At 44.7% G+C, this 22,332-nt stretch carries 14 protein-coding genes; 9 read left to right on the top strand and 5 right to left on the bottom strand.

What is annotated here, in order from left to right:
• Window positions 1-19: 19 nt before the first annotated feature.
• A complete protein-coding gene (locus L2W36_RS24005; RefSeq protein WP_236111785.1) occupies window positions 20-7,705 on the top strand; it encodes a VCBS domain-containing protein in 7,686 nt (2,561 codons plus the stop codon).
• Window positions 7,706-7,817: 112 nt separating this feature from the next.
• Here L2W36_RS24005 and L2W36_RS24000 read toward each other — a convergent pair whose 3' ends face one another.
• From L2W36_RS24000 to L2W36_RS23985, 4 genes are read right to left on the bottom strand one after another with little or no spacing between them, the layout of a single operon-like run.
• Complete coding sequence (locus L2W36_RS24000) at window positions 7,818-9,932, bottom strand: type I secretion system permease/ATPase (protein ID WP_006069705.1); 2,115 nt, start codon at window positions 9,930-9,932, stop codon at window positions 7,818-7,820.
• A 14-nt stretch (window positions 9,933-9,946) separates the two neighbouring features.
• Window positions 9,947-11,857 carry a bifunctional diguanylate cyclase/phosphodiesterase gene (locus L2W36_RS23995; protein ID WP_006069704.1) on the bottom strand — a complete coding sequence of 637 codons (1,911 nt, stop codon included), beginning with the start codon at window positions 11,855-11,857 and terminating at the stop codon, window positions 9,947-9,949.
• A 6-nt stretch (window positions 11,858-11,863) separates the two neighbouring features.
• Complete coding sequence (locus tag L2W36_RS23990; protein WP_031494761.1) at window positions 11,864-12,523, bottom strand: transglutaminase-like cysteine peptidase; 660 nt, start codon at window positions 12,521-12,523, stop codon at window positions 11,864-11,866.
• A 60-nt stretch (window positions 12,524-12,583) separates the two neighbouring features.
• Window positions 12,584-13,975, bottom strand: coding sequence for an HlyD family type I secretion periplasmic adaptor subunit (locus L2W36_RS23985; protein WP_006069702.1), 1,392 nt, complete (start codon window positions 13,973-13,975; stop codon window positions 12,584-12,586).
• Window positions 13,976-14,332: 357 nt separating this feature from the next.
• On the opposite strand from L2W36_RS23985, the gene pdxH reads away from it, so the two are divergent.
• Together pdxH and L2W36_RS23975 are read left to right on the top strand one after the other, a co-directional pair.
• Window positions 14,333-14,971 (top strand): pyridoxamine 5'-phosphate oxidase, encoded by a 639-nt coding sequence (gene pdxH / locus L2W36_RS23980; RefSeq protein WP_006069701.1) that lies wholly within the window; start codon window positions 14,333-14,335, stop codon window positions 14,969-14,971.
• Between the two features lie 280 nt (window positions 14,972-15,251).
• On the top strand, window positions 15,252-16,052 hold the full coding sequence (locus L2W36_RS23975) for a helix-turn-helix domain-containing protein (RefSeq protein WP_006069700.1): 801 nt from the start codon (window positions 15,252-15,254) through the stop codon (window positions 16,050-16,052).
• Here the strand turns inward: L2W36_RS23975 and L2W36_RS23970 are convergent, their stop codons facing one another.
• The gene (locus L2W36_RS23970; protein ID WP_236111787.1) at window positions 16,053-16,769 is read right to left on the bottom strand and encodes a UTRA domain-containing protein; all 717 of its coding nucleotides are present in this window, start codon (window positions 16,767-16,769) and stop codon (window positions 16,053-16,055) included.
• Between the two features lie 223 nt (window positions 16,770-16,992).
• On the opposite strand from L2W36_RS23970, the gene L2W36_RS23965 reads away from it, so the two are divergent.
• The 6 genes from L2W36_RS23965 to L2W36_RS23940 are packed head-to-tail and all read left to right on the top strand — an operon-like array spanning window position 16,993 to window position 22,265.
• Window positions 16,993-18,069, top strand: coding sequence for an ABC transporter substrate-binding protein (locus tag L2W36_RS23965; protein ID WP_236111784.1), 1,077 nt, complete (start codon window positions 16,993-16,995; stop codon window positions 18,067-18,069).
• A 26-nt stretch (window positions 18,070-18,095) separates the two neighbouring features.
• Window positions 18,096-18,902, top strand: coding sequence for an alkaline phosphatase family protein (locus L2W36_RS23960; RefSeq protein ID WP_096443740.1), 807 nt, complete (start codon window positions 18,096-18,098; stop codon window positions 18,900-18,902).
• On the top strand, window positions 18,899-19,792 hold the full coding sequence (locus L2W36_RS23955; RefSeq protein ID WP_006069696.1) for an ABC transporter permease: 894 nt from the start codon (window positions 18,899-18,901) through the stop codon (window positions 19,790-19,792). Before L2W36_RS23960 ends, L2W36_RS23955 begins: the two co-directional genes overlap by 4 nt.
• Complete coding sequence (locus L2W36_RS23950) at window positions 19,779-20,585, top strand: ABC transporter permease (protein ID WP_038227636.1); 807 nt, start codon at window positions 19,779-19,781, stop codon at window positions 20,583-20,585. The genes L2W36_RS23955 and L2W36_RS23950 overlap by 14 nt, the downstream gene beginning before the upstream one ends.
• Window positions 20,582-21,610, top strand: a complete 1,029-nt coding sequence (locus tag L2W36_RS23945) for an ABC transporter ATP-binding protein (protein WP_236111783.1) — start codon at window positions 20,582-20,584, stop codon at window positions 21,608-21,610. Before L2W36_RS23950 ends, L2W36_RS23945 begins: the two co-directional genes overlap by 4 nt.
• The gene (locus tag L2W36_RS23940) at window positions 21,603-22,265 is read left to right on the top strand and encodes an HAD family hydrolase (RefSeq protein ID WP_198559330.1); all 663 of its coding nucleotides are present in this window, start codon (window positions 21,603-21,605) and stop codon (window positions 22,263-22,265) included. The genes L2W36_RS23945 and L2W36_RS23940 overlap by 8 nt, the downstream gene beginning before the upstream one ends.
• Window positions 22,266-22,332 lie beyond the last annotated feature (67 nt).

Genomic DNA, 22,332 nt, shown 5'->3' with positions numbered 1-22,332 from the left:
TCTTGAATACACGGTAGTCGTGGAAGATGAACATGGTGCTAGTGTTGAGCAGACGATTCGAATTGTTGTCAAAGGCAGCAATGATGCACCAGTAATTGACGAAGACGAAAGCGACCTTACGGGTGCAGTTACTGAGTCTGGTGGCATCAATGTAGGGTCACCTGAAGCAACGGGGACCATAGTGGCTAATGATGTAGATACTGGGCACGACCTCACTTTCTCAGTTGCTGATGGTACCTCACAGTACGGTCAGTTCGTTATCACTGACCCAAAAACGGGGGAGTGGAAATTTGTTTTAGATAACGAATCAGACGCCGTTCAGAAGCTAGCTCAAGGTGAGACATTGCCAATTACCTTTGACGTCATCGTTGAAGATGAGTGGGGAGCAACTGACACTGAAGTGGTAACAATTACTATCAACGGTACCAATGATAGACCTGACTCCGAAGACTTCTCAATTACACTCTCCGGAGATGATGCGATTCCAGTTATTTTTGATACTGGAGAAGGTTCTATTGAGGGTGATGGAACCGACCATATCTCCGACTATGAAGATGATCGTAGTACCACGGATGGAAAGTCACTGTCAGTTGTAATCACTGAGCTGCCTTTAGGCGGTACACTTCTCTACACTGAAAACGGTGAAACTCGAGCGATTGTTGAAGCTGACCTCCATGTCGAAGGAGGGGCTAACGGCACACCGTTTAATCCAGATAATATTTCCTATCTACCTGATGAAAGTGCTCAAGGCTTTGTTTTAGGTGTTAAAGATTCGCAAGGGTTGGACAGCGAAGCCAGTTCGCAAACCGATTTCTTAAACTGGGGGTCTCCCGGTAATAATCCTGGAGAGCGCATTTTAACTTTGGGTGATGACTCGATCAGGATTACCTCAATTGGTGGGGATCTCACTCAGTACCGGGGAGACGCTAACCACGTTGGATTTGGTCTTGGTGTCGGTGGTGGACAAGGCATCAATGAGGGAGAGACTATTTCGATTGATTTCTCCGAGAGACCAGCCACTTCAGTGACATTAGGGCTAGATGGTCTAGGTGGCTATTTTGATGAAAATCTCAACAATGCCAACGAGTCATCAGTACTAGTTACCGTTACCTTAAGCGATGGTTCAACGAGAGTTCTAGATCCGATTCAAAAGACGACGTCTGGTAATAGCGATCTTGATTTAGACATTACGATATCAATCGATGATCTTTCTGGCGCTGAAGGGTTACAAATATATGGTGTCACGGTTGGAACTGAAGGTAATGGAAACTGGGAACTAAGATACCTAGAGACGAGTTTAGAAGACTCCTTTGATTATAAAGCACTTGATTCTGATGGCGCATATAGTGATGAATCAACAGTGACTATCGATGACCAACGTACCAACCTAGCACCAGATGCGATTGATGATCCAGAGTCTTATAGCCTTGTTCAAGGTGATATGGGAGCGGGCGATCAAGGTTGGGATATGGTTGACAGCATTCAGGCGAAATATGATGGCCAAACTGTTAACTACAATATCGACGGTACTGACCGTATTGGTATTCCTGATGGCACTACCAACGGTGGCCCTGAATCTCAAATTCAATATAACCGAAATGAAGAAGAGTCTGAGCAGCTCATTATTACGCTCAAAGAGCCAGCTGTAGATGGGGCTTTTTCTGTAACCAACTTGTTCGCCAATGAGGGCGGGGCAGGCAGTCATGAACAAGGTAAGTGGAGTGCTTATTTGGGCGATACTCTGGTTGCCAGTGATTATTTCCATAATGAGTCAGGTAATAAAGGCACGTTTGATATTGAAACGGGCGGTTTTGCCTACGACAAATTGGTATTTGAGTCTGTTGATTTTACAGGTGGCCCTGCACGTGGCACTGACTCTTCTGATTATTTCCTTCAGGGCATTGAAGTGGTCGGTGCGGGCGCTTATGTCTTCGACCATGATGAACCTGTCGTCATTCCGCTTTCAGAGCTTTTATCTAACGACGATGCCGTGGATGGTGATGATATTCGTATCACTTACGTGTTCGGTGAGACGCAAGGTGATGCGCGTATTGAAGGTGGTAATGTCATTTTCGATTTGCCTGAAGGCTTTGCGGGTCGCACTGAGTTCCAGTACCAAATTACCGACGATAAAGGTGGCTTTGACACTGCAACAGTGAATGTTCTGGTCAACCCTGGACCGATTTCAGTCAGCGGGTTTGAGATAGGTACGGCTAGTGTTGAAGAAGGGGAGAGCTTCTCCTATAACGTGACTCTGGACGGTTCTACCAATGTGAAGACTTTCTTTTACATTGAGTTTGGCGCTAATGGCGATGAGGCTTCAGCTAATGATGTTGACCCATCGACTATGACCTTCAGTAATGGGGTCACTTACAACGAGGTGACTGGAGAGCTTGAAGTTCCTGCTAACATTTCTGACTTTACGATTACGTTGCCGACAATCGATGATAATCGTTATGAGGGTGACGAAGGCTTTACTCTGGTAGTCGACGGCCAAACCGTGACTGGAGATATTCAAGATAACGATCCAATCACACTCTCATTGAGTGGTGGTGGGGAAGTGAGCGAAGATGCGGGAAGTGTTCCGTTCACTCTGTCTTTAAGTAATCCTTCTGATGTTGACCTCACGGTAGCGCTCGATCGACTCGATGTTGATACCGATGATGATGACTTTACTACTACGACGGCGAGCTATAACGATGGGACGACCAATGTTCCACTACAGATTGTTAATGGCCAGATTACCATTCCAGCTGGTGTTACATCCGTTAATATCCAAGTAGGTATCCAAGATAACGATGTCTATGAGCAAGATGAGAACTTTACGTTAAAAGTGACTGAGCCAGCTGGTCTGACAGTTAACGGTAACGTAGGCGTATCTGCTGGTGCCACTATTTCTGATGATGGGCAACTAGGCGGGCAGTCTGGTGGTGATAATGATAATTTAGCCCCTACCATTGACTTAAATGGCGAAGATTACGAGATTGTTTTTGAGAGTGAAAGAGCGGGTTACTCTAATGTGTTTGGTTATTTTTACACCGACTCACAAGGTAATCCAACCGACCCTGTAGTGTTAATACATGATACTAATGCGGGACTTGCCAATGATCAGTTACTAGCTGAACTGGATTCTAAGGAAGGGCTGGAGTTTTTCCTTATTGCTAATGGTGCAAATCAAACCCCAGATGATGCAGTACTGAGTTTCAATGCTCAAGGCGACTTGCTGGTAAACGGCCAGATACCAAGTAAGCCTGTCTACTTATCAACAGAAGATAGTGTTCAGTATCAATTTACGGTTTCTGGAGTTGATGACGGTGCACTGGAAATCCGTGTTGAAGATATCGCGTACGATGAGAGTGATAAAGACTTTAATGATCTAGTCGTCACCCTGCGTCCGACTAATGCAAGTGATGGTACGGGTTACACTACAACCTTTAGTGAAGGTGATGATCCTGTTGTCATTGTTGACCAAGACGTCACTGTCACAGATGATATCGATGTGATAACTAGAGCTGAAATTACCCTTACCAACGCTCAGTCTGGTGACTCAATTGCACTCGCAGCTGCGGCGGTACTTGCTTCAGGTTTGACAATCACTCATGCATTAGGCTCCGATACTATTGTGATAAGTGGCACGGGCAGTGCTTCAGATTATGAGGCTGCACTGAAGTGGGTTGAGTTTAGTAATGATAGTGAAGATCCAAGTGCGATTCCGAGACAGATAGAAATCAAGGTGTTCGATGACCAAAATATCGAATCAAACACGGCAATTTCAACGATTAATGTCGTTCCTATCAATGACGGACCAGAATCAGAAAGCTTTAGTTTCAGTATCACTGATAATGATGTTACAGCCGTCGTATTTGATACTACGAGAGCTGCCGTTGATGGTGTAGATTCTGGAGACGGCGATGACCATATTTCGGATATTGAAGATGACTTAAATTCTGAACAGGTTCTAGTTGCGATCACCGAGCTTCCTATTGGTGGTACGCTCTATCATGATGGTGAGGAAATCACTCAGACAAATGTTGCCAATGGTGATACGTTTGATCCAACTAAGATAACCTATGAGCCTGACTCTGATGCTCAAGGCTTCATTCTTGGTACTAAAGTGGTGCCAACATCGAGTGATATGGAAAGCACTCAAGAAGAGTTTTACAACTGGGGTACTGCAGTCGATGGTAAGAATAGAGTATTAGAGCTCTCTAACACTGACGGCAGCACAGACAATATCACCATTATCAGTAACAAAGGTAATCTCACTCAGTATCGAGGGGATGTCCAAGATAATCATGTTGGTCATGGCTTAGGTATTGGTGGTGGCCAAGGTATTAACGAGGGGGAATGGCTATCGATCAACTTTGAAGATCGTCCTGCCACACACGTTAACCTTGGCTTGGATGGCATGGGAGGCTATTTCTATAGCGACTTAGGTGGCCGAAACGAATCTGCTGTGACGATTAAGGTCACACTCAGCAATGGCGATACCGTCGATTACACACCTGATGTACAAAAAGATACGTCAGGAAATGACGTCTTATTCCATGAACTGAGCTTCTCTGTTGATGATTTAGGTGATTTTGAAGGACGGGTGCTTATTGAGGGAGTGAGTGTTGGTACTGATGGTCGAGGTAATTGGGAGCTACGCTATCTAGAAACCGCACTGAACGACAGCTTTAAATACAAAGCGGTTGACTCTGATGAAGGTGAAAGCACTGAATCTGTTGTTACTATTGTTGATGAGCGTGAAAACAATATGCCACCAACGCTCGATCTTGACTTAAGTGCTGACGGTACAAGCTTCGATACGAATTACCAAGAGGGTGATAGCGCTATTGATGTTGTCGATAGTGACATCACCATTTTTGATGAGAAAAATGTCATTCATGAGGCAGAAATTGTCTTAACCAATCCAAAAGCGGATGACAATTTTGGGATTGATGGTGCGACTAACCCACTGCTTAGCGGCATTAGTTATACGACAGAACTACTCGATTCGGGTGCAATTAAAATCACTCTGAGCGGAGAAGCGACACCTGCTGATTATGAAGCTGCTATTCAGCTAATTGAATTCTCCAACTCCTCACAATCTCCGGATGATGAGGACAGAATCATTGAAATCACGATCTTTGATGATGCAATGCAACCATCAAATACCGCAGTTTCAACTATTAACTTTACTGCGATCGCTGATCTAGTTGTTGCCGCCGCGATTGGTGACGAAGACAACAAGATTGCGTTGGATATACAGTTGCCAGCGAACAGTGATGCGACTTCAGTAGTCATTAGCGATATACCTGACGGCGCTACATTATACTCGGATGATTCCACGTTATCAGTGACCAATAACAGCGCAACTGTGTTGCCATCACAGCTAGCAGGCTTATTTATCAAGCCTCCGCTAGATAGTGATGTAGATTTCACCTTGTCGGTGTCGGGACGTGATAGTCAAGACAATGTAGTAGAGGCTCATAGCTTAACCGTTACCGTTAAACCTGTTACAGATGAGCCAACACTTACAATCACGGGTGAGCAATTAATCTCATCTATTGATTTTGAAAACGTTAATCTTGGCAGCAGTTCTTGGCGTGGAAATGTGAGTGATAACGAGCTAAATCAGGACGGTTCACGAGGTGTTTGGGGGACAAATAACACCGGTAATGTTAGTGAAGTAGGTAACGAAAATGTTTATCTAGGAGGAAGTTCGGATAATCAGTTGTTTGAAATTGAAGGGCGACGTAACAACGATGACTCTCTGTACACTGAATTTGTGGGTGAAGCGGGTAAGTTCTATGAACTAAATTTTGATGTCGCGGCTAGAGCACTTAATAGTTCTCCTTTGAAAGTCTCTCTGGTAGACGTGAATGATTCATCTAATGTTGTAGAGATATATGAGTTTAATGATGCGGTTAATCGTAACTGGAATAATGTTCAAGAGTTTTTCCAAGTACCGTCAAACGGTACATATCGAGTATTGTTTGAATCAAGTCAAGCGGACAGCTATGGCGCTCTTTTAGATAATATTACGCTCTCTACTAGAAGTAATGTAGGGTACGAAGATACCTTTATTGATGTTAGTGATATTAAGTCTGTCAATCTAAATGATACTGATGGTTCAGAAGTCCTAACTCTACTTATACAAGGACTACCAACGGGAGCAATAGTTTCCAATGGTACTCTGACATCAATTGCCGATGCCGCTGGAGAGGTTGATATTTCTGGCTGGGATGACCTAAATGATCTCCAGATCAAGGTATTTGATACGGGAACTTATACCATCACAATCAAAGCGACGGCATCCGAGCAGGATGGTACTTACTCACCGATAGATAAAATAGCGTCGCAGACTTTTGACATTATTGCTCTGACAAATCCAGAGGCATCGCTTCTAAGTATTAATACTCCACCTGAAGTTACAGACTTCGAGTTTTTTGCTCCGGATGACACCATTCCACTCAACTTTGAAGATTTCGCAACCGATAGTGGAGATGATGCGATTGATTCTAAAGATACGTTGGTTGAAATAGTGGATGAACCAGAATATGGGCAGCTATATTTCCTCAGTGGTTCTGGTGAACGTTTTGACTTAGATGTAGGAGATGCAGTAGAAGATGGTACTGATATTTTCTATGACTTAGAGGTTGGTTTTGATGCTATTGCCCTTGGGTACAACCATGAAGGGGAGGAGCCATTTGGAAACGGTATCGAAGTAACCGGAGGAACGTATTCCGGTGATAAGCCACATATTGGTGCTCAGGTCGAAGATATCGCATTCGATGACCAAGCTGGTTTTTACACCAAGAGTGACCAATATGGTGGTAACAGAGGGACGGAAGCGAAACAAAATGAGTTTATGTCTGTTAAATTTACTGCTGGCTTGATGACGAGAGCATTAGTTGGAGTCGGAGGTCTTACAGCACCATTTAGTGCTGCTGCGAATAGTAACGCACAGATTTTCGTCTACCTCTATGCTGGTGGTGTTTTGCTTGATGAGACTCCAATAGTAATGAATAACGATGCCATTGCAGAGCAGCAAGCCGTTATTGAGGTGCTATCAGAGATACCATTTGATGAAATGCGTATTATGCCATTTAGTGCTGATGACAGTGACGTAGGTTTTGTTTTACAAAGCGTGAAAGTTACTGATGGTGAAGTGGCAGACCAATTCGATTATCGAGCTGTAGATTCTGATGGCCTTTCAAGTGATGAGACTGCGACGGTTAACGTCAATATCATGCCAAATGGTAATGTGGACGAGTCTGAAGAAGTCGATTATGCAGTCCAGGGAGGCAGTGGCGTCACAGTTATCCATGGTACGGATGGTGACGATGTTCTATCCGGTGGACTTGGTAATGATGTATTAACTGGTGGTCTTGGAGATGACACCTTCAAATGGAGCGAAGGTGACTTAGACGGCAGTCATGATGTGATTACTGATTTCTCTCAAGTGGAAGGAAACCGCGACGTTATCGACTTGTCAGAGGTATTTGAAGATAGTAATACATCATTAGAAGCTCTGTTAGATAATGTCGCCGTCGGCGGAGACAAGATTACACTCACTGAAAACGATGATAATACGAGCACCTTGGTTAATGTCACCAAGGGCGATAAGAGTGTCACCATTGAACTTGAGGGTGTAACTGGATTGTCTGAATTGGATGTTCAACAGTTGAGCAATATCATCATTATTCATGACACTTAATCTAAGTGCATAGCGATACAAAGGCCGCAGCTTGATCGCTGCGGCCTTTGTGTTTCTGTTGTGTCGTCTGAAATGAGTTTACACATTGAGGACGAGGAGACATAGTTTGGTTTTAACTTGCAGCGCGAACTTTACCTTGTCTCAAATCACTCAACACCTGCACCTTAGGACCATCAGCAATAATTGCCCCTTTCTCCATGACGATGACTCTGTCTACTACATCGAGCATCGATGTTTTATGAGTAATTAAAATCAGCGTCTCGGATTCCTTAAGCTGTTTTAACTGTGTCTTGATATGCAGTTCGGAACGGTTATCCATTGAACTTGTCGGTTCATCCATAATTAAAATAGGTGGACGCGCTAAAAATGCTCGTGCAATAGCAACGGCTTGACGTTGACCACCGGATAACAGCAGACCACCTTCACCAACCTGACGCTCAAGACCAGCAGGATCTTGCTGAGTGAATACGGTCACCCCTGCACGGTTTGCTGCATCCATAACATCACGGTCGTCGACCAATGGTCGCCCTAGCGTAATGTTGTCGCGAATAGAGCCATAGAACAGAGCACAATCTTGCGGCACACAGCCTATATTGCGTCGTACATCCACGTGATGCAATTGAGCGATGTCTGTCTCATCAATTCGCACGTGACCCTCTGTAGGCTGGTACAGGCCCATTATGAGGCGCTCTAGCGTAGTTTTACCTGAGCCAATACGTCCAATAATCGCGACCTTTTCACCAGGTTCAATAGTTAGGCTCAGATCTCGAATGGACGCCATTGGAGAATCAGGGTAGTGAAAGGTTACGCGATCCAATTCGATTTTGCCGTGGATGATTGGGCGATGAATATAGCGCTTTCCTTCTTCTTGCTCGTCGGGCATTGCCATTACTTGTTCAATGATGGTCATCGACGACTTTGCTTGATTGTATCGTGTAGAAAGCAATGAAAGCTGCACCAAAGGGCCAATAGCACGGCTACTTAGCATGGTTGCAGCAATCAGGCCACCCATTGTGAGTTCACCCTCTGCAATAAGATACACACCAAGAATGATCATTCCGATATTGGAAGATTGCTGAACAAATCCTGCGGTGTTTTGAATCCCATCCGTAATGCGCTTACTTTTGATGTTCCAGTTCGCCATGTGGGCCACAGCTTCTTCCCAACGATACTGATATTGGCTCTGTGCACCGAAGATTTTTACGGTTTCTAGGCCAGCCAAACTTTCAATAAGGTTGGCGTACTTTTGAGAAGCTAGGCGTGAACCTTCTTCAATCGTTTTACGCAGCGGTCCTTGTATCAACATCGAGTAGATGATTAATATCAACACACCGATGATTGGGATAATGACCAGATTGCCCGCCATGAGCCAAATAAGCACCAAAAATAGCAATGCAAACGGCAAGTCGATTAACGAAGCAATCGTTGCAGAGGTAAAGAATTCACGAATTGATTCAAATTCTTGTAAGTGACGCGCAAAGGCACCGACAGAAGGAGGACGTGATTCCATTCTGATGCCCATAACCTTGCTAAATAGCTTAGAGGAAATCAGGATGTCCGATTTTTTCCCTGCAACATCAATAAAGTAGCTACGCATAAGCTTAAGTACTAAATCGAATCCGAAGACAATAAATATCCCTGCCGCCAGTACCCATAGTGTTTCAAATGCAAGGTTAGGCACCACTTTGTCATAAACAAGACGAGTGAACAGTGGTGCGGCTACAGCAAATATATTGATCAATAGCGAGGCAATGAGCACATCACGGTAGATGCGTTTCGATTCCCACAGAGTGCCCCAGAACCAGTGGCCATCACGAGTTTTTAGGACTTCCGGTGAGCGCTCGTCATAGCGAAACTGCTTCTTGACCAAGAAGTAGCGGCCAGTGAATTGTTCTTTCAAATCCTCGAGCGGGACGGAAATGGGGACCATGCCGGACTCAAGCGTAATCACTTCTGCTTCATTGGCATCGGAATCAATACTGTTTAGTACGCAAGCATCGCCTCCTTTCAACAGCAGTATCACAGGAAATACGATGCTTGGGATTTTATCTATATCAGAGCGATTCTCCTTCGCTACCAATCCAGCGCGCTCGGCTGAACGAGGAAGTAAGAATGGTGTGAGCTTACCTTCCGATAGGGGTAAGCCGTTCACCAATGCTTCTGGGGAATTAGCTAAGCCGTAGTATCGGCTGATATAGATAAGCGAGTTTAGTAACGGATCCTTCATGGATTCTGCACCTATTATTTGTCCACGATAAAGCCTTGGAATACATCCACAAAGTGCTCAGACAAGAAGTCGAGCTGAGTTTGTGTTTCCACTCGTGAGGCAATAGTTTTAATACCCAAATTGTGCGCCGTTCTCGAAATCGATGTTAGCGTAAATTTCTGTTTTTCATCGTCAAGCTGGTGGGTATAGAGATAATCCAGTTTCACATAATCTGGTCTGAACTCGTTGAGGTACTCCAGTGATTGGAAGTTCCGACCATAGTTATCCACACCGAACTTGGCACCTTCATTGCGAATAGCGTTACAGAAGAGCGCAGTATGGTGCGGATTATTGATAAAGCAGCTTTCTGGGATCTCAAAGTGTAGTTTGTCGTTAATGTCACGATGCTTGGCGAGCACTTGGCTAATCCAGCGAATGAAGCTTGGTTGAGCGATACTAGTTGGGGTGATGTTAATCGCCATTGAATCAGACATTTCTTCTCGCTCAAGCTTGTTAATCACCGACATGATAACGTGCTCATCAAAGATATGGCTGGCATCAAGCTGCTCTAGAGCAAGTAGGTATTGATTGGCTGTATAGCGTTCGCCATTCATTTCGATGGCAGAGAATACCTCTCGGTGATACGTCTCACCACCACTGCTGTTTGCCGCTTGGAATCTAAAGGTCACTGCATCGTCGCTGATCGCTTCTTCTACCAGTGAACGCCATTGCTGTTTACCCATGATGACGCCAGTATGCTCACTAGAGATATAACCATAATCGATTTCCGGATTAGATTTCGCTTTAGTCAGTGCGTTATCGAGCACGGAGAGCATTTGTGTTGAGTTTTTCCGCTCTTCGTTAAAGACAACACCTAGCGATGCGTTAGCTTTGCTCAGACCTGTAGGATCGGCGTTTAGATCTTGAATACAAGTAATGATGCTATTTGCCGCGAACTTCAATTCGCTTTCGTCAATGTTCGGGAATACAAAACCGAACTCATCGGTTGATATACGGGCAATGACGGTGTTTGGAATATTGATGGTCATCGATAAGAGATCAGACAGCTCTCTCACTAATCCATCGCCAGCCTCGTAGCCATCAGCTTTGTAGGTTTGTTTAATGAACTCAGCGTGTAAGATAGCCACACCGCCTAACGAAGACTCTGAAAGCCATTGATTTAACTGGCCCATAAAGAAGGCGCGGTTACCTAGTTGAGAGACTGGATCCATATAAGCGCGTTCACGGAGCTTCTGTGCTTCTTTCGCTTGTTGTTTGAACGACTCTTCAACATGCGCGGACATGCTATTTATACCATCAACGACGGCGATCAAGTCTTTCGTATTGGGACGAAGCAAAGGTTCACCAAACTGCTTATTTGCTACCTGTTCCATTTTGTTTACGATAGCTCTAAGTGGCGTGAGAGCTCGTCTCAGGATAAAGGCTATAGATAACAAACCTAAGGTAAAGATAACAACGAATGCTCCAGCAAGGCGCTCAAACGCTTGCCAAAGCTGAGCGTAAGCTTCACCGGGATGACTGATGATTTCTACTTCAGCTAATTGCAGCCAACCGCTAGTAACCACGCGGGAATCATGAATGGGCGTAAATAGGTTTAGGTTGGTAAACCAATCTGGTACTCCGTTGGGTTTGATAGGATAGCTGCGGACAATCTCTTCATCGGTCTCTAGGAAAACGAGTTTTACTGTGGAATAAGTACTGCCATCAAATAGCGCATTAATCACAGATTCAACCGCAACCTTGTCTTGTGTCTTCAAGTAAGGTGCTAAGGCTAACCCCACGGTGTTAATCGTGTTGTTTACCTCTGAGCGTTGTTGCTGCTCTAGGAAGTTTTTAGTCGTGTTGAACTCGATGATAAACACCGACGTCAATAGCATAATGAATACTGCTATCATGCCGACCACTAGCTGTCTGTATAGTGTCATAATTGTTTACTCGTCGTAATTTACCTTAGGTTTCCTTAACGTCAATGAACGCTCTCGGCTTCGCAAATCATTCCATAATTTCAGTCTCGACGACTTTCCGGCTAATTTGCCCTGGGTTGTTTTCATGGTCCACAAGTTGCGACCATTAAAGCTGTAGATCGGTAGCAAATCGCCTCGCTTAGAAGCGGGTTTGATCTCACCAATCAGGTTATCCAAAATCAGCGGCTGTGAACGCGGTGTCTCGTAGTAGGCGAGTACCATGTGAAATTGGTTCAATTCGATGGCTTTGACGTACACAAGCCTCAGTTTTTTGTCGGGAATACCGAGCTCAAGCAGTGAGAAGTACTTAGCAATAGTAAAGTCTTCACAATCCCCTGCATTACTGCCCAAAAATTCTAGTGGTGTGGCCCAGTAGTCTTTCTTACCCCATAAATGTATGTCGTCGACAAAGTTGAGTTGATTGAAAAACTGATTCACTCCAGCAAGTTGCTCTTTCTCTGATTTACCCTGTAAATCTTCGATAACAGTGCGCCAAGTTTCGACTCGTTTACCGGCTCGAGGTCCATACGTTTTTGCTACGGTGCTTATCCAACGTTGCTCTTGCTTGGTATAGGCGTCACTATATCCAGCCAAAGAAATAGCTGTGATTACCCCGCATACCAACAGTGCGGTTTTGAACTTAGTTTGCAGACTTCCTGTCCGCTCAATCCGTAACACTACATTCCTTTATTCTTTCAGTGCGTTGTTTTGCGCACTTAGTATTGGCTTGAGTAGATAATCCAGAACTGTTCTCTTGCCTGTGATAATGTCCACGGACGCTGTCATACCTGGGATGATAGGTAACTGCTCATCGTGTCCAAAATTGGTTTTGTCAGTTCTTACTCTTACGATATAGAAGCTATTTCCTTCTTCGTCTTGAGTCGTATCGGCACTGATATGCTCCAAGGTGCCATCTAATCCGCCGTATTTGGTGAAGTCATACGCACTGAATTTGACGATGGCATGAAGATCGGGTCTTAGGAAAGCAATATCCTGTGGTGCTATTTTGGCTTCCACTAACAAAGTGTCTTCCGTTGGCACTATCTCTACGATATCCATTCCAGGTTGAATAACGCCGCCTACAGTATTGACGTTCAGTGTCTTAACGGTGCCGTTAACAGGAGAGACCACAACAGTACGGTTTACACGATCTTCCAACCCTACGGCTGACTCAGTCATAGAAGAGAGCTTATCTTGAGCTTGATTGAGCTTTTCTTGCTGTTCTGAACGGAACTTCTGTGCAATATCAATGCGGCTTAGCATGGACTCTTGAATAGCAGATTTTAAAGCTGGGACTTTCAGTTCTGTGGAGGTTAACTCACGTCGAGTGTCATTGACCTGACGCTGAAGCTTTAATAATTCGACTTTAGGAACAACTCCCTCATCGGCAAGAGGCTTGGTGATATTCAGTTCATCACGTGCAAGGTTATAGCCTTCTCTGAGGTTATGGACTCGCGCTTGGATTTCTATCAGATCTTGTTGTTTTTGACGAACTTGTTGATCAATAACGGAAAGCTCATTGCGTAGCTTGTTGAGGTCCTGACGGTATTCAGCGCGTTGTCTGGCAACCAGCGCTTTGTTCTCTTCTTCAAAAGTAGGTGGGAACGCGAGTTTGTTGAAATCCAGGGTCACCGACTTTTGCCATTCTTTATCTTTGACATCTTCATTGATGACCACACTGGTTAAGGAGGCTGAGAGTTGTAGGACGTTGGCGGTCAAATTGAGAACTTGTTGCTCTCGTTCGCGGTAATCTGAGCGGAAACGCGTATCGTCAATAAGCAGAAGTTGCTGACCTTTCTTGACCGTGTCACCTTCTTTCACCAAAATTTCTTTAACAAGGCCACCTTCGAGGTTCTGGATCACTTGTACTTGTGATGAAGGAATGACTTTGCCTTGCCCGACCGTCACTTTGTCTATTTCAGCCCAAGATGCCCACACTGCCGCACTAATAAAAAAGAGCACCATAACCCACAGCATAATCCGAGCACTGGTGGGGGTATTAAGGAGTAAGGCCGCGGTTTTGTCATCGATGTAGTCGAGTTCAGCGTCAGAGACCTTTTTGTATTCTTTTTTATCCATGTTCAACTCGGAATCCAGATGGCTAGGATTTATCTAATAATATGATTTTATTACCATCGTTAATGAAATGTAACCTTTTCAACAACAAAGAGTCGATCTATCCTGCATATTTATCAACAATCTAATATTTCAAGAATTGCATCTATCGGTATGTTTTCAACGTATTTAGAAGTTTAGCAGTGGATTCTTGTTTATAAAGTAATGAATTATCGAAAATTTGTCTGTTATGGCTGCGTGTGTCATAAGCTCGAATACAAACTAGGAGATTGGATTCAAAAATCGATAATAAGATACCGTTAGCGGGTTGTTTTCTAGTAGTTTAGAGCGCAGAATTCAAGAAAAACGTGAGGAGTGGTTATGGGAATTGAAGATATCCGCCGAGAGTATTCTCAAGGGGGGTTACGTCGAAAGGACTTGAATAGCGATCCTATTGTTCAATTTAATCTTTGGTTGCAACAAGCTGTCGACGCTAAATTGACCGATCCTACGGCAATGACAGTGGCGACGGTTGATGAACGCGGAATGCCGTTTCAACGCATCGTGTTATTGAAAAATGTGGATAGTGAAGGCTTCGTTTTTTACACCAACTTGGGTAGTCGTAAAGCTCAACATATAGAGCACAACAGTAAAGTAAGCTTACACTTTCCTTGGCATCCATTAGAACGACAAGTGCATATTACGGGTGTCGCTGAGAAATTGACGGCAATGGAAAACATGAAGTATTTCACCTCTCGCCCCAAAGAAAGCCAACTTGCTGCTATCGCAAGTAAGCAAAGTAGTCGTATTTCAACTCGTGGCGTACTTGAAGGTAAGTTCCTAGAGTTAAAGCAGAAATTTGCTAAAGGTGAAATTCCTGTACCTTCATTCTGGGGTGGTTATCGCATTCGCCCTGAATCGATTGAATTCTGGCAAGGTGGTGAACACCGACTTCATGATCGTTTCTTATTTAGTAAAGACGGTCAAGGTCAATGGGATGCAGAGCGACTCGCTCCGTAACCATTAGTGCAAATATTGTTTCTAAGCTGCGGTTTTCGCAGCTTTTTTTATGTCTCTATCATCTATATCGCACAAATTACAACCACCGTAACTTATCGCTTCATGATCATGGTTCCGGAAGCTTGATCAAGTAAGGATCCTTTTTCGCAGTTCTAAGCGGGATACAAAATCATCACTCCGTGCCCGTTATCACAAGCTTGGTGGCGATTACTTTTTCCAATTGCTATTGAAATGGGTATACTCGGCGGATCGAATCTCATTTTACAAGATGGCCGGAAACATGGTGACACGAAACAATGACATCCTTGATCATGCTTCCCCAAAACCAGCAGAAATTGTTCGGTTACCCTCTCATATGGACTCACACGAGCACCAATACACCCAAGTTGTGATTGGGTTGAAGGGGAAATCTGAGTTTGATGTAGGTGGTGTGGGTAACCTCGTCGGCCCGGGGCAAGGGTGCGTGGTAACGTCAGGCCTTGATCATGCTTTCGGAGGTGTGATTGATCAGCCAGATATTCTCGTGTTGAATATGCCTCTCCCTAACAATGACGATCCGGTACTTCTTCAACGAATCAACGAGTTATCTCAATCCAAGACTTATTTTCAGTTGGATATCCAAATTCAAAAGCTGATACAAATGTTAGTGGCGGAAATGAAAAGCAGCCCTGATGATTTGCTGTTAAGTCGTGCATGCAATGACACGGTCGTAGCATTATTGCAACGCCATATCTCGGATCTTAAAACATCACTTCGTGACTCACGATTCGATCTTGAACAGATCGATCGTTACATTGAACAGCACCTGTGTCATAAGATCTCTGTGGCTCAATTAGCTGGAAGCGTATTTTTAGGCGAAAGCCAGTTTCATATGCTGTTTAAAGAGCAAATCGGTATTACTCCTCATCAATATGTATTGAACAAACGTGTCGATGCCGCAAAACGCTTAATTGAGCAAGGCAACTTAAACCTTGGTCAAGTCGCTGAGTTAACGGGCTTTTCAGGACAAAGCACTTTTACGCATGCCTTTTCACGTTTACAAGGTGTTTCTCCTTCGCAATATCGAAAGCGCTTCTCTTGATCATTGCGACTTGCTATCAATACAAATCATCATGGCATCTGGTCGCCAATACTCAAACTCACAATCCATTAATACCCCATATTGGTTAAAGTTCACGCGGCAAATTTTGACAACGGGTTGTCCCTCCACCAAGTTAAGGGCTTGTGCCACATGACTTGGAGCGGACGTAGGGATGACGTCGAAGTGTGAACGTTGGGTATGGAATTGGTATTTCTCTTGGTAGCACTTAGTGAGCGATAGTGTCAGGTTCTCTTCCAGTATCTTTGGGAACAGGGCAGCGATCAGGCAGTTCTCTACAAACAGCACGACCCGACCATCGATATACCTTAAGCGTTCAATAATATGGATGGGTGTAATGGTATCTACGGCCAATGCCTTGGCGTACATTCCGCTCGCCATTTCACTTCTTACACTGACTAGCTTAGTTTCGGCGATACGGTGCTGTTCGCGGATCATCTGATGAAAGTGACTGCGCGACAATGGGTTATAGCGAATACGTTCTGGAGAGACAAACCAACCTCTACGTTCCTCTCGATAAATCAATCCTTCAGTTTCTAGTGAAGTCAGCGCATCTTTAATGGTAATACGCGTCGTAGAAAACAGCTCGCTAAGGTCTCGCTCGGATGGCAGTTTCTGGCCTGCAATCATGATATTACTTTGGATTTGTTCTCGAATAGTCGTCTTTATTTTACTGAGCTGTGTTGTTTGGATTGGCATTGAGTGATCTAGTCCATGATTCATCGGCATGAACAAGATACGACAGGCGAGTAACAGTTTCATGACAACAGAAACTGACTTATCAGTCACTGGCTTTAATAAGTTTGACGTATAACTGCCATCTAACCTCAATAAAAACGTCAAATACAGGCACATAAATTGTCACATTCCCCAAATAGCATAAAAAGTGAACTTACTGACCTAGTCCAGAGGGATAGAGACAATGAAAACTTTGCTTAACCGTGCAAGTATCACCGCAAAACTCAGTGCTGTGACACTTATTGTCACTGCGATTTCTTCCACTACTTTTGCTAACGATGGCGTCACTGCTCTTACAGAAGCGGCGAAGCAGGAAGGTGCGGTTTACAGTGTGGGTATGCCTGATAGTTGGGCAAACTGGAAAGATACTTGGAATGACCTTAAATCTGATTATGGACTTAAGCACCAAGATACCGATATGAGCTCGGCACAGGAAATTGCTAAGTTTGAAGCTGAAAAGAAAAATGCGACAGCAGATATTGGCGATGTCGGCTTTGCGTTCGCTCGAGTGGCTGTTCAAAAGGGCGTAACGCAACCGTATAAGCCTACCACATGGGACGAAATTCCTGATTGGGCCAAAGATAAATACGGCCACTGGGCACTGGCGTATACAGGGACTATCGCGTTTATCTCAAACAACAACTTGGTCAAAGATGCCCCAAAAACGTGGCAAGACCTTCTTGAGGGCGACTACAAAGTGACGGTCGGCGATGTGGGTGTGGCAGCGCAGGCTAATAATGCCGTTTTGGCGGCAGCTTTCGCTAACGGTGGCGATGAGTCTAACCTTGGTCCAGCGATTGAGTTTTTCTCTAAGCTTGCCAAGCAAGGGCGTCTATCATTCACTGACCCTAGTATTGCCAACCTTGAGAAAGGTGAAGTAGAAGTGGCAATCCTTTGGGATTTCAATGCGCTTAATTATCGTGACCAAATTGACCGCTCACGCTTTAGCGTCAATATCCCGCAAGATGGCTCGGTGATCTCCGGTTACACCACGATTATCAACAAGTATGCGAAAAACCCTAACGCTGCAAAATTAGCTCGTGAACACATCTTTAGTGACCGAGGGCAGATCAACCTAGCTGAAGGTTATGCGCGTCCAATTCGTTCCAACGTTAAGTTGCCTGAATCGGTACAAGCTAAACTGATTGCTAACGACCAATACGGTAACGTTCATCCTGTCACAGACTTTAAAGCTTGGGAAAAGTCAGCGCGTCGCCTGCCTCGCCAGTGGCAAGAAAACGTACTGATTCACCAACAGTAATTTGAGACTTTTATACAGAGGTAAGTATGAGCAATAAGGTTATCCTTGTTGTCCTCGATGGTCTCAATTATCAAGTAGCCCGTGATTGCATGGGCTACTTGAATGGCTTAATCGAGCAACAAAAAGCGACGTTGTATCCCATTCAATGCGAACTCCCTTCTATGTCCAGACCACTTTATGAGTGCATTTTGACCGGAGTTCCTCCTGTCATAAGTGGCATCGTAAACAATGAAATCGTTCGCTTGTCGAATCAAGAATCGGTATTCAGCTTGGCGAAATCTCAGGGTAAAGTGACCGCGGCCGCGGCTTATCATTGGGTTAGTGAACTATACAACCGTGCGCCTTATGATGCAGTGCGCGATAGATTCACTGACGATGAATCGTTGAACATTCAATATGGTCGTTTCTATCATTGGGATCATTATCCTGATGAAGCCCTGTTCCTTGATGCCGAATCCTTGAGGCAGAAATATCACCCCGACTTTTTGCTGATACATCCTATGAATATCGACAATACTGGGCATAAGCATGGTCTCGACTCTAGGCAGTATCGAAACAGTGCGAGAGCTGCCGATATTTTCCTATCTAACTACCTTACGACGTGGGTGGAAGCGGGCTATCAAGTGATGATCACCAGTGACCACGGTATGAATAATGACTTGTCGCATGGTGGTATTTTGCCTGAAGAGCGCGAAGTGCCGTTGTTTGTTATTGGTGAGCAGTTTACCCATGCCGCAACAGATGTGAAGCAAACGGAGCTTTGTGGCGTCTGTTGTCAGTTGCTTGGGCTGGAACATCGCAAGCCTTACTCACCGGAATTGATTGCATTATGAGTGGCGCAGCATTAACACCTGCTTGTCCAGATGAGCAGCGAATAAGCAGAAAACAATCACTGTGGAACAAGTTCAAGCCTGTACTTTGGCTTGCGCCATTTGTGCTGTTTTTCTACCTGTTTCAGCTTGCTCCTATGGTTTGGGTCTTCTTCAATAGTTTTCAATATGATGGCGTGTTTTCGTTTGAGAACTATTCAGAGGTCTTCGATTCGAGTTTTATGATGCAGGCCTTTAGCAACAGTATTTGGCTATCGATTTGGTCGAGTGTCATTGGGTTGGCTATCGCAGCATTGTTGGTGTCATCACTGCGCCGAGTGGACAGCAAGCTTCGTGATGGTGTGATTGCTTTTACCAATATGAGCAGCAACTTCGCCGGTGTGCCGTTGGCATTTGCGTTCATTATTATTTTAGGGGTTAACGGTGCAGTCACGCTACTGCTGAAGCAGTATGGGTTGATTGAAGGTTTCAACTTGTATGGCAAGTGGGGATTACTGGTTATTTATATCTATTTCCAGATCCCGCTTGGCGTGTTGTTGCTCTATCCTGCTTTTGATGCGCTGCAAGATGATTGGCAGTCGGCATCTGCGTTGCTCGGTGCCAAAACGCATCAATATTGGACTCAAATAGCCCTTCCGGTGTTATCACCAGCTCTACTTGGCACCTTCATTATTCTGATCGCCAATGCCATGGGCGCGTATGCGAGCGTCTATGCACTAACAACCGGTAACTACAACGTAATTACGGTACGAATTGCGAGTTTGGTGTCTGGAGACTTGTTCTTAGAACCGAACCTTGCTGCAGCAATCTCGGTGATTCTCATGGCCATTCTAGCCTTTATCACCATCATCAATCAGTGGCTATTGTCGAGGAGTTATCATGCATCGAAATAGCAATGTGAGCGTTTACTATCACAAAACCGTTGTCTACGGGATTGTTGGTATTATGCTGATTCCAATCGTCGCTACTTTGGTTTACTCGTTGTCATCAAGTTGGGGGGCGACCATATTACCAGATGGATTTACCTTAAATTGGTATGTTCAACTACTGACGGATTCTCGCTTTCTCGCCGCCTTTGGGCGTTCATTACTGGTGTGCTTTGCGGCACTTGCACTTAGCGTGGTATTAATCCTTCCAGCGATCTTTGTGGTGTTTTACTACTTTCCAAAGCTCGACAAGCTAATGAATGTACTGATTTTGCTGCCATTTGCGGTACCTCCTGTGGTGTCATCGGTAGGTTTGCTTCAAATCTACGCCGATAGCGCTATTCCTTTGGTTGGGACTCCATGGATCCTTATCGGAACCTATTTCACCATCGCGCTGCCTTTTATGTATCGAGCAATCTCGAACAGCTTTGAGGCCATTAACCTCAACGATTTGATGGACGCGGCGCACCTGCTAGGAGCGAGCACCACAAAAGCATTTCTCTTGATCATCGTTCCGAATTTAAAGAAAGGATTGCTGGCGTCGTTATTTCTATCGTTCTCGTTTTTACTCGGTGAGTTTGTGTTCGCCAATATTTTGGTGGGAACTCGCTACGAAACACTACAAATCTATCTTTACAACATGCGTCAAACCAGTGGTCACTTCACCTCGGCGTTAGTGATGACTTACTTTTTCTTTATCTTCCTACTGACATGGCTTGCCAGCCGTTTTAGCAGTAATCAACAGAAGGGCAAATCATGAGTTACGTATCCGTCAATCATCTTACCAAACGATTTGGCAGCAACACGGTGTTTGAAGACATCGAATTTACCATCCAGAAAGGTGAGTTCATTACCTTACTTGGCCCCAGCGGTTGTGGTAAGTCGACATTGCTACGCAGTCTCGCAGGTTTGAATCCAGTCGAAGGTGGGCAGATCATTGTAGATGGAGTAGATATTACCCATGCCGCGCCTCAGCAACGTGGTATCGGCATGGTGTTTCAGTCCTATGCCCTGTTTCCGAATATGACGGTGGCGGGCAATATCGCTTTTGGACTTAAGATGCAAAGTTTGGGTAAAGCCGAAATACAGCGTGAAGTTGCAAAAGTCGTCGAGCTGGTGGAACTGCAGGGTAAAGAAAACCACTATCCACATCAGCTTTCAGGCGGTCAAAGACAGCGCGTGGCGTTGGCTCGTGCTCTGGTCGTCAAACCAAGAATTCTCTTGTTGGATGAACCTCTGTCTGCGCTGGATGCTAAAATTCGTAAGAACCTCAGGCAACAAATCCGCTCTATTCAGAAAGAGCTTAATCTAACCACTATCTTTGTCACTCATGATCAAGAGGAAGCGATGATTATGTCAGATCGAATTTTCTTGATGAATAAGGGCGAGATTGTTCAGCAAGGTGCACCCGAAGCCATCTATACCCATCCAGCAAATGAGTTTGTAGCAGGCTTTATGGGTCACTACAATTTGGTGGCAGCGGATAAAGCAAAATCGTTATTTGATATGGATGTGAACTCGAAAGTCGCGATTCGTCCGGAGTCGATTTATGTCAAAGAACAAGGGCGCGAGTACGCTAACCATATCTCTGCGCCGCGAACAGGCGTGATTAAAAACCATCAGTTGCTCGGTAATGTTATTCGCTATCAAGTCGACATTGATGACTGTGAGTTGACGGTGGATCTCCTTAACCGTTCTTCGGAGCGATTACTCGCAACAGGCAGCCAATTAGAACTGCTATTTAACCTTAACGAAATTCAACCTGTGAGAGCCGAAAATGTCTAAACCTCTATATGTATTCGACATGGATGAAACCTTGTTTGATGCTGACTGCGCCGTGCTGTGGAATGAGTTTTTGGTAGAGAAAGGCATTGCCATGCAACCTGATTTCCTTGACCAAGATAAACGGCTAATGGCGTTGTATGCGGAAGGGAAGATGGATATGGAAGATTACCTCGAGTTTTCTATTGCACCGTTGACCCACGTTCCTACTGAGAGAGTACAGCAATGGGTAGAACAGTGCATCGATGAAAAAATCCTGTCCCGCCTCTTTCCACAAGCGCAGACTTTGCTTGCAGATCTAAAGCGTGACGATATCCAAACTATTATTATTTCGGCCTCCGTTAGCTTTTTAGTTGAAGCGATAGCTAAGCGTCTTGGGATTGATGTAGCGATGGGTATTGATTTAGAACTCAAACAGAACAGTTTCACCTCCAAGATAAAAGGCATTGCGACCTATCGAGAGGGCAAAGTGGCAAAACTCGCGCAATGGTTATCTGCGCAAGATAACAGCTATACCGAGATTCATTTTTATACCGACTCCATTAACGATCGACCTTTGTGCGAGTTTGCTGATTACGCTTATTTGGTCAATCCATGTCCAGCACTAAAAGCATTAGGTGAAAAGCAAGGATGGAAGCAACTCAAGTGGTCACTATAGTGTCCCTGCCTTGATACTAGAAATCCGCCGCTGCTATCTAAGCCAATAGCGGCGGCATCATGGCGTA

Source organism: Vibrio sp. McD22-P3 (assembly GCF_021568915.1).
GTDB classification, from domain to species: Bacteria; Pseudomonadota; Gammaproteobacteria; order Enterobacterales; family Vibrionaceae; genus Vibrio; species Vibrio mediterranei.
This window is presented reverse-complemented; position numbering and strand designations above follow the sequence as displayed.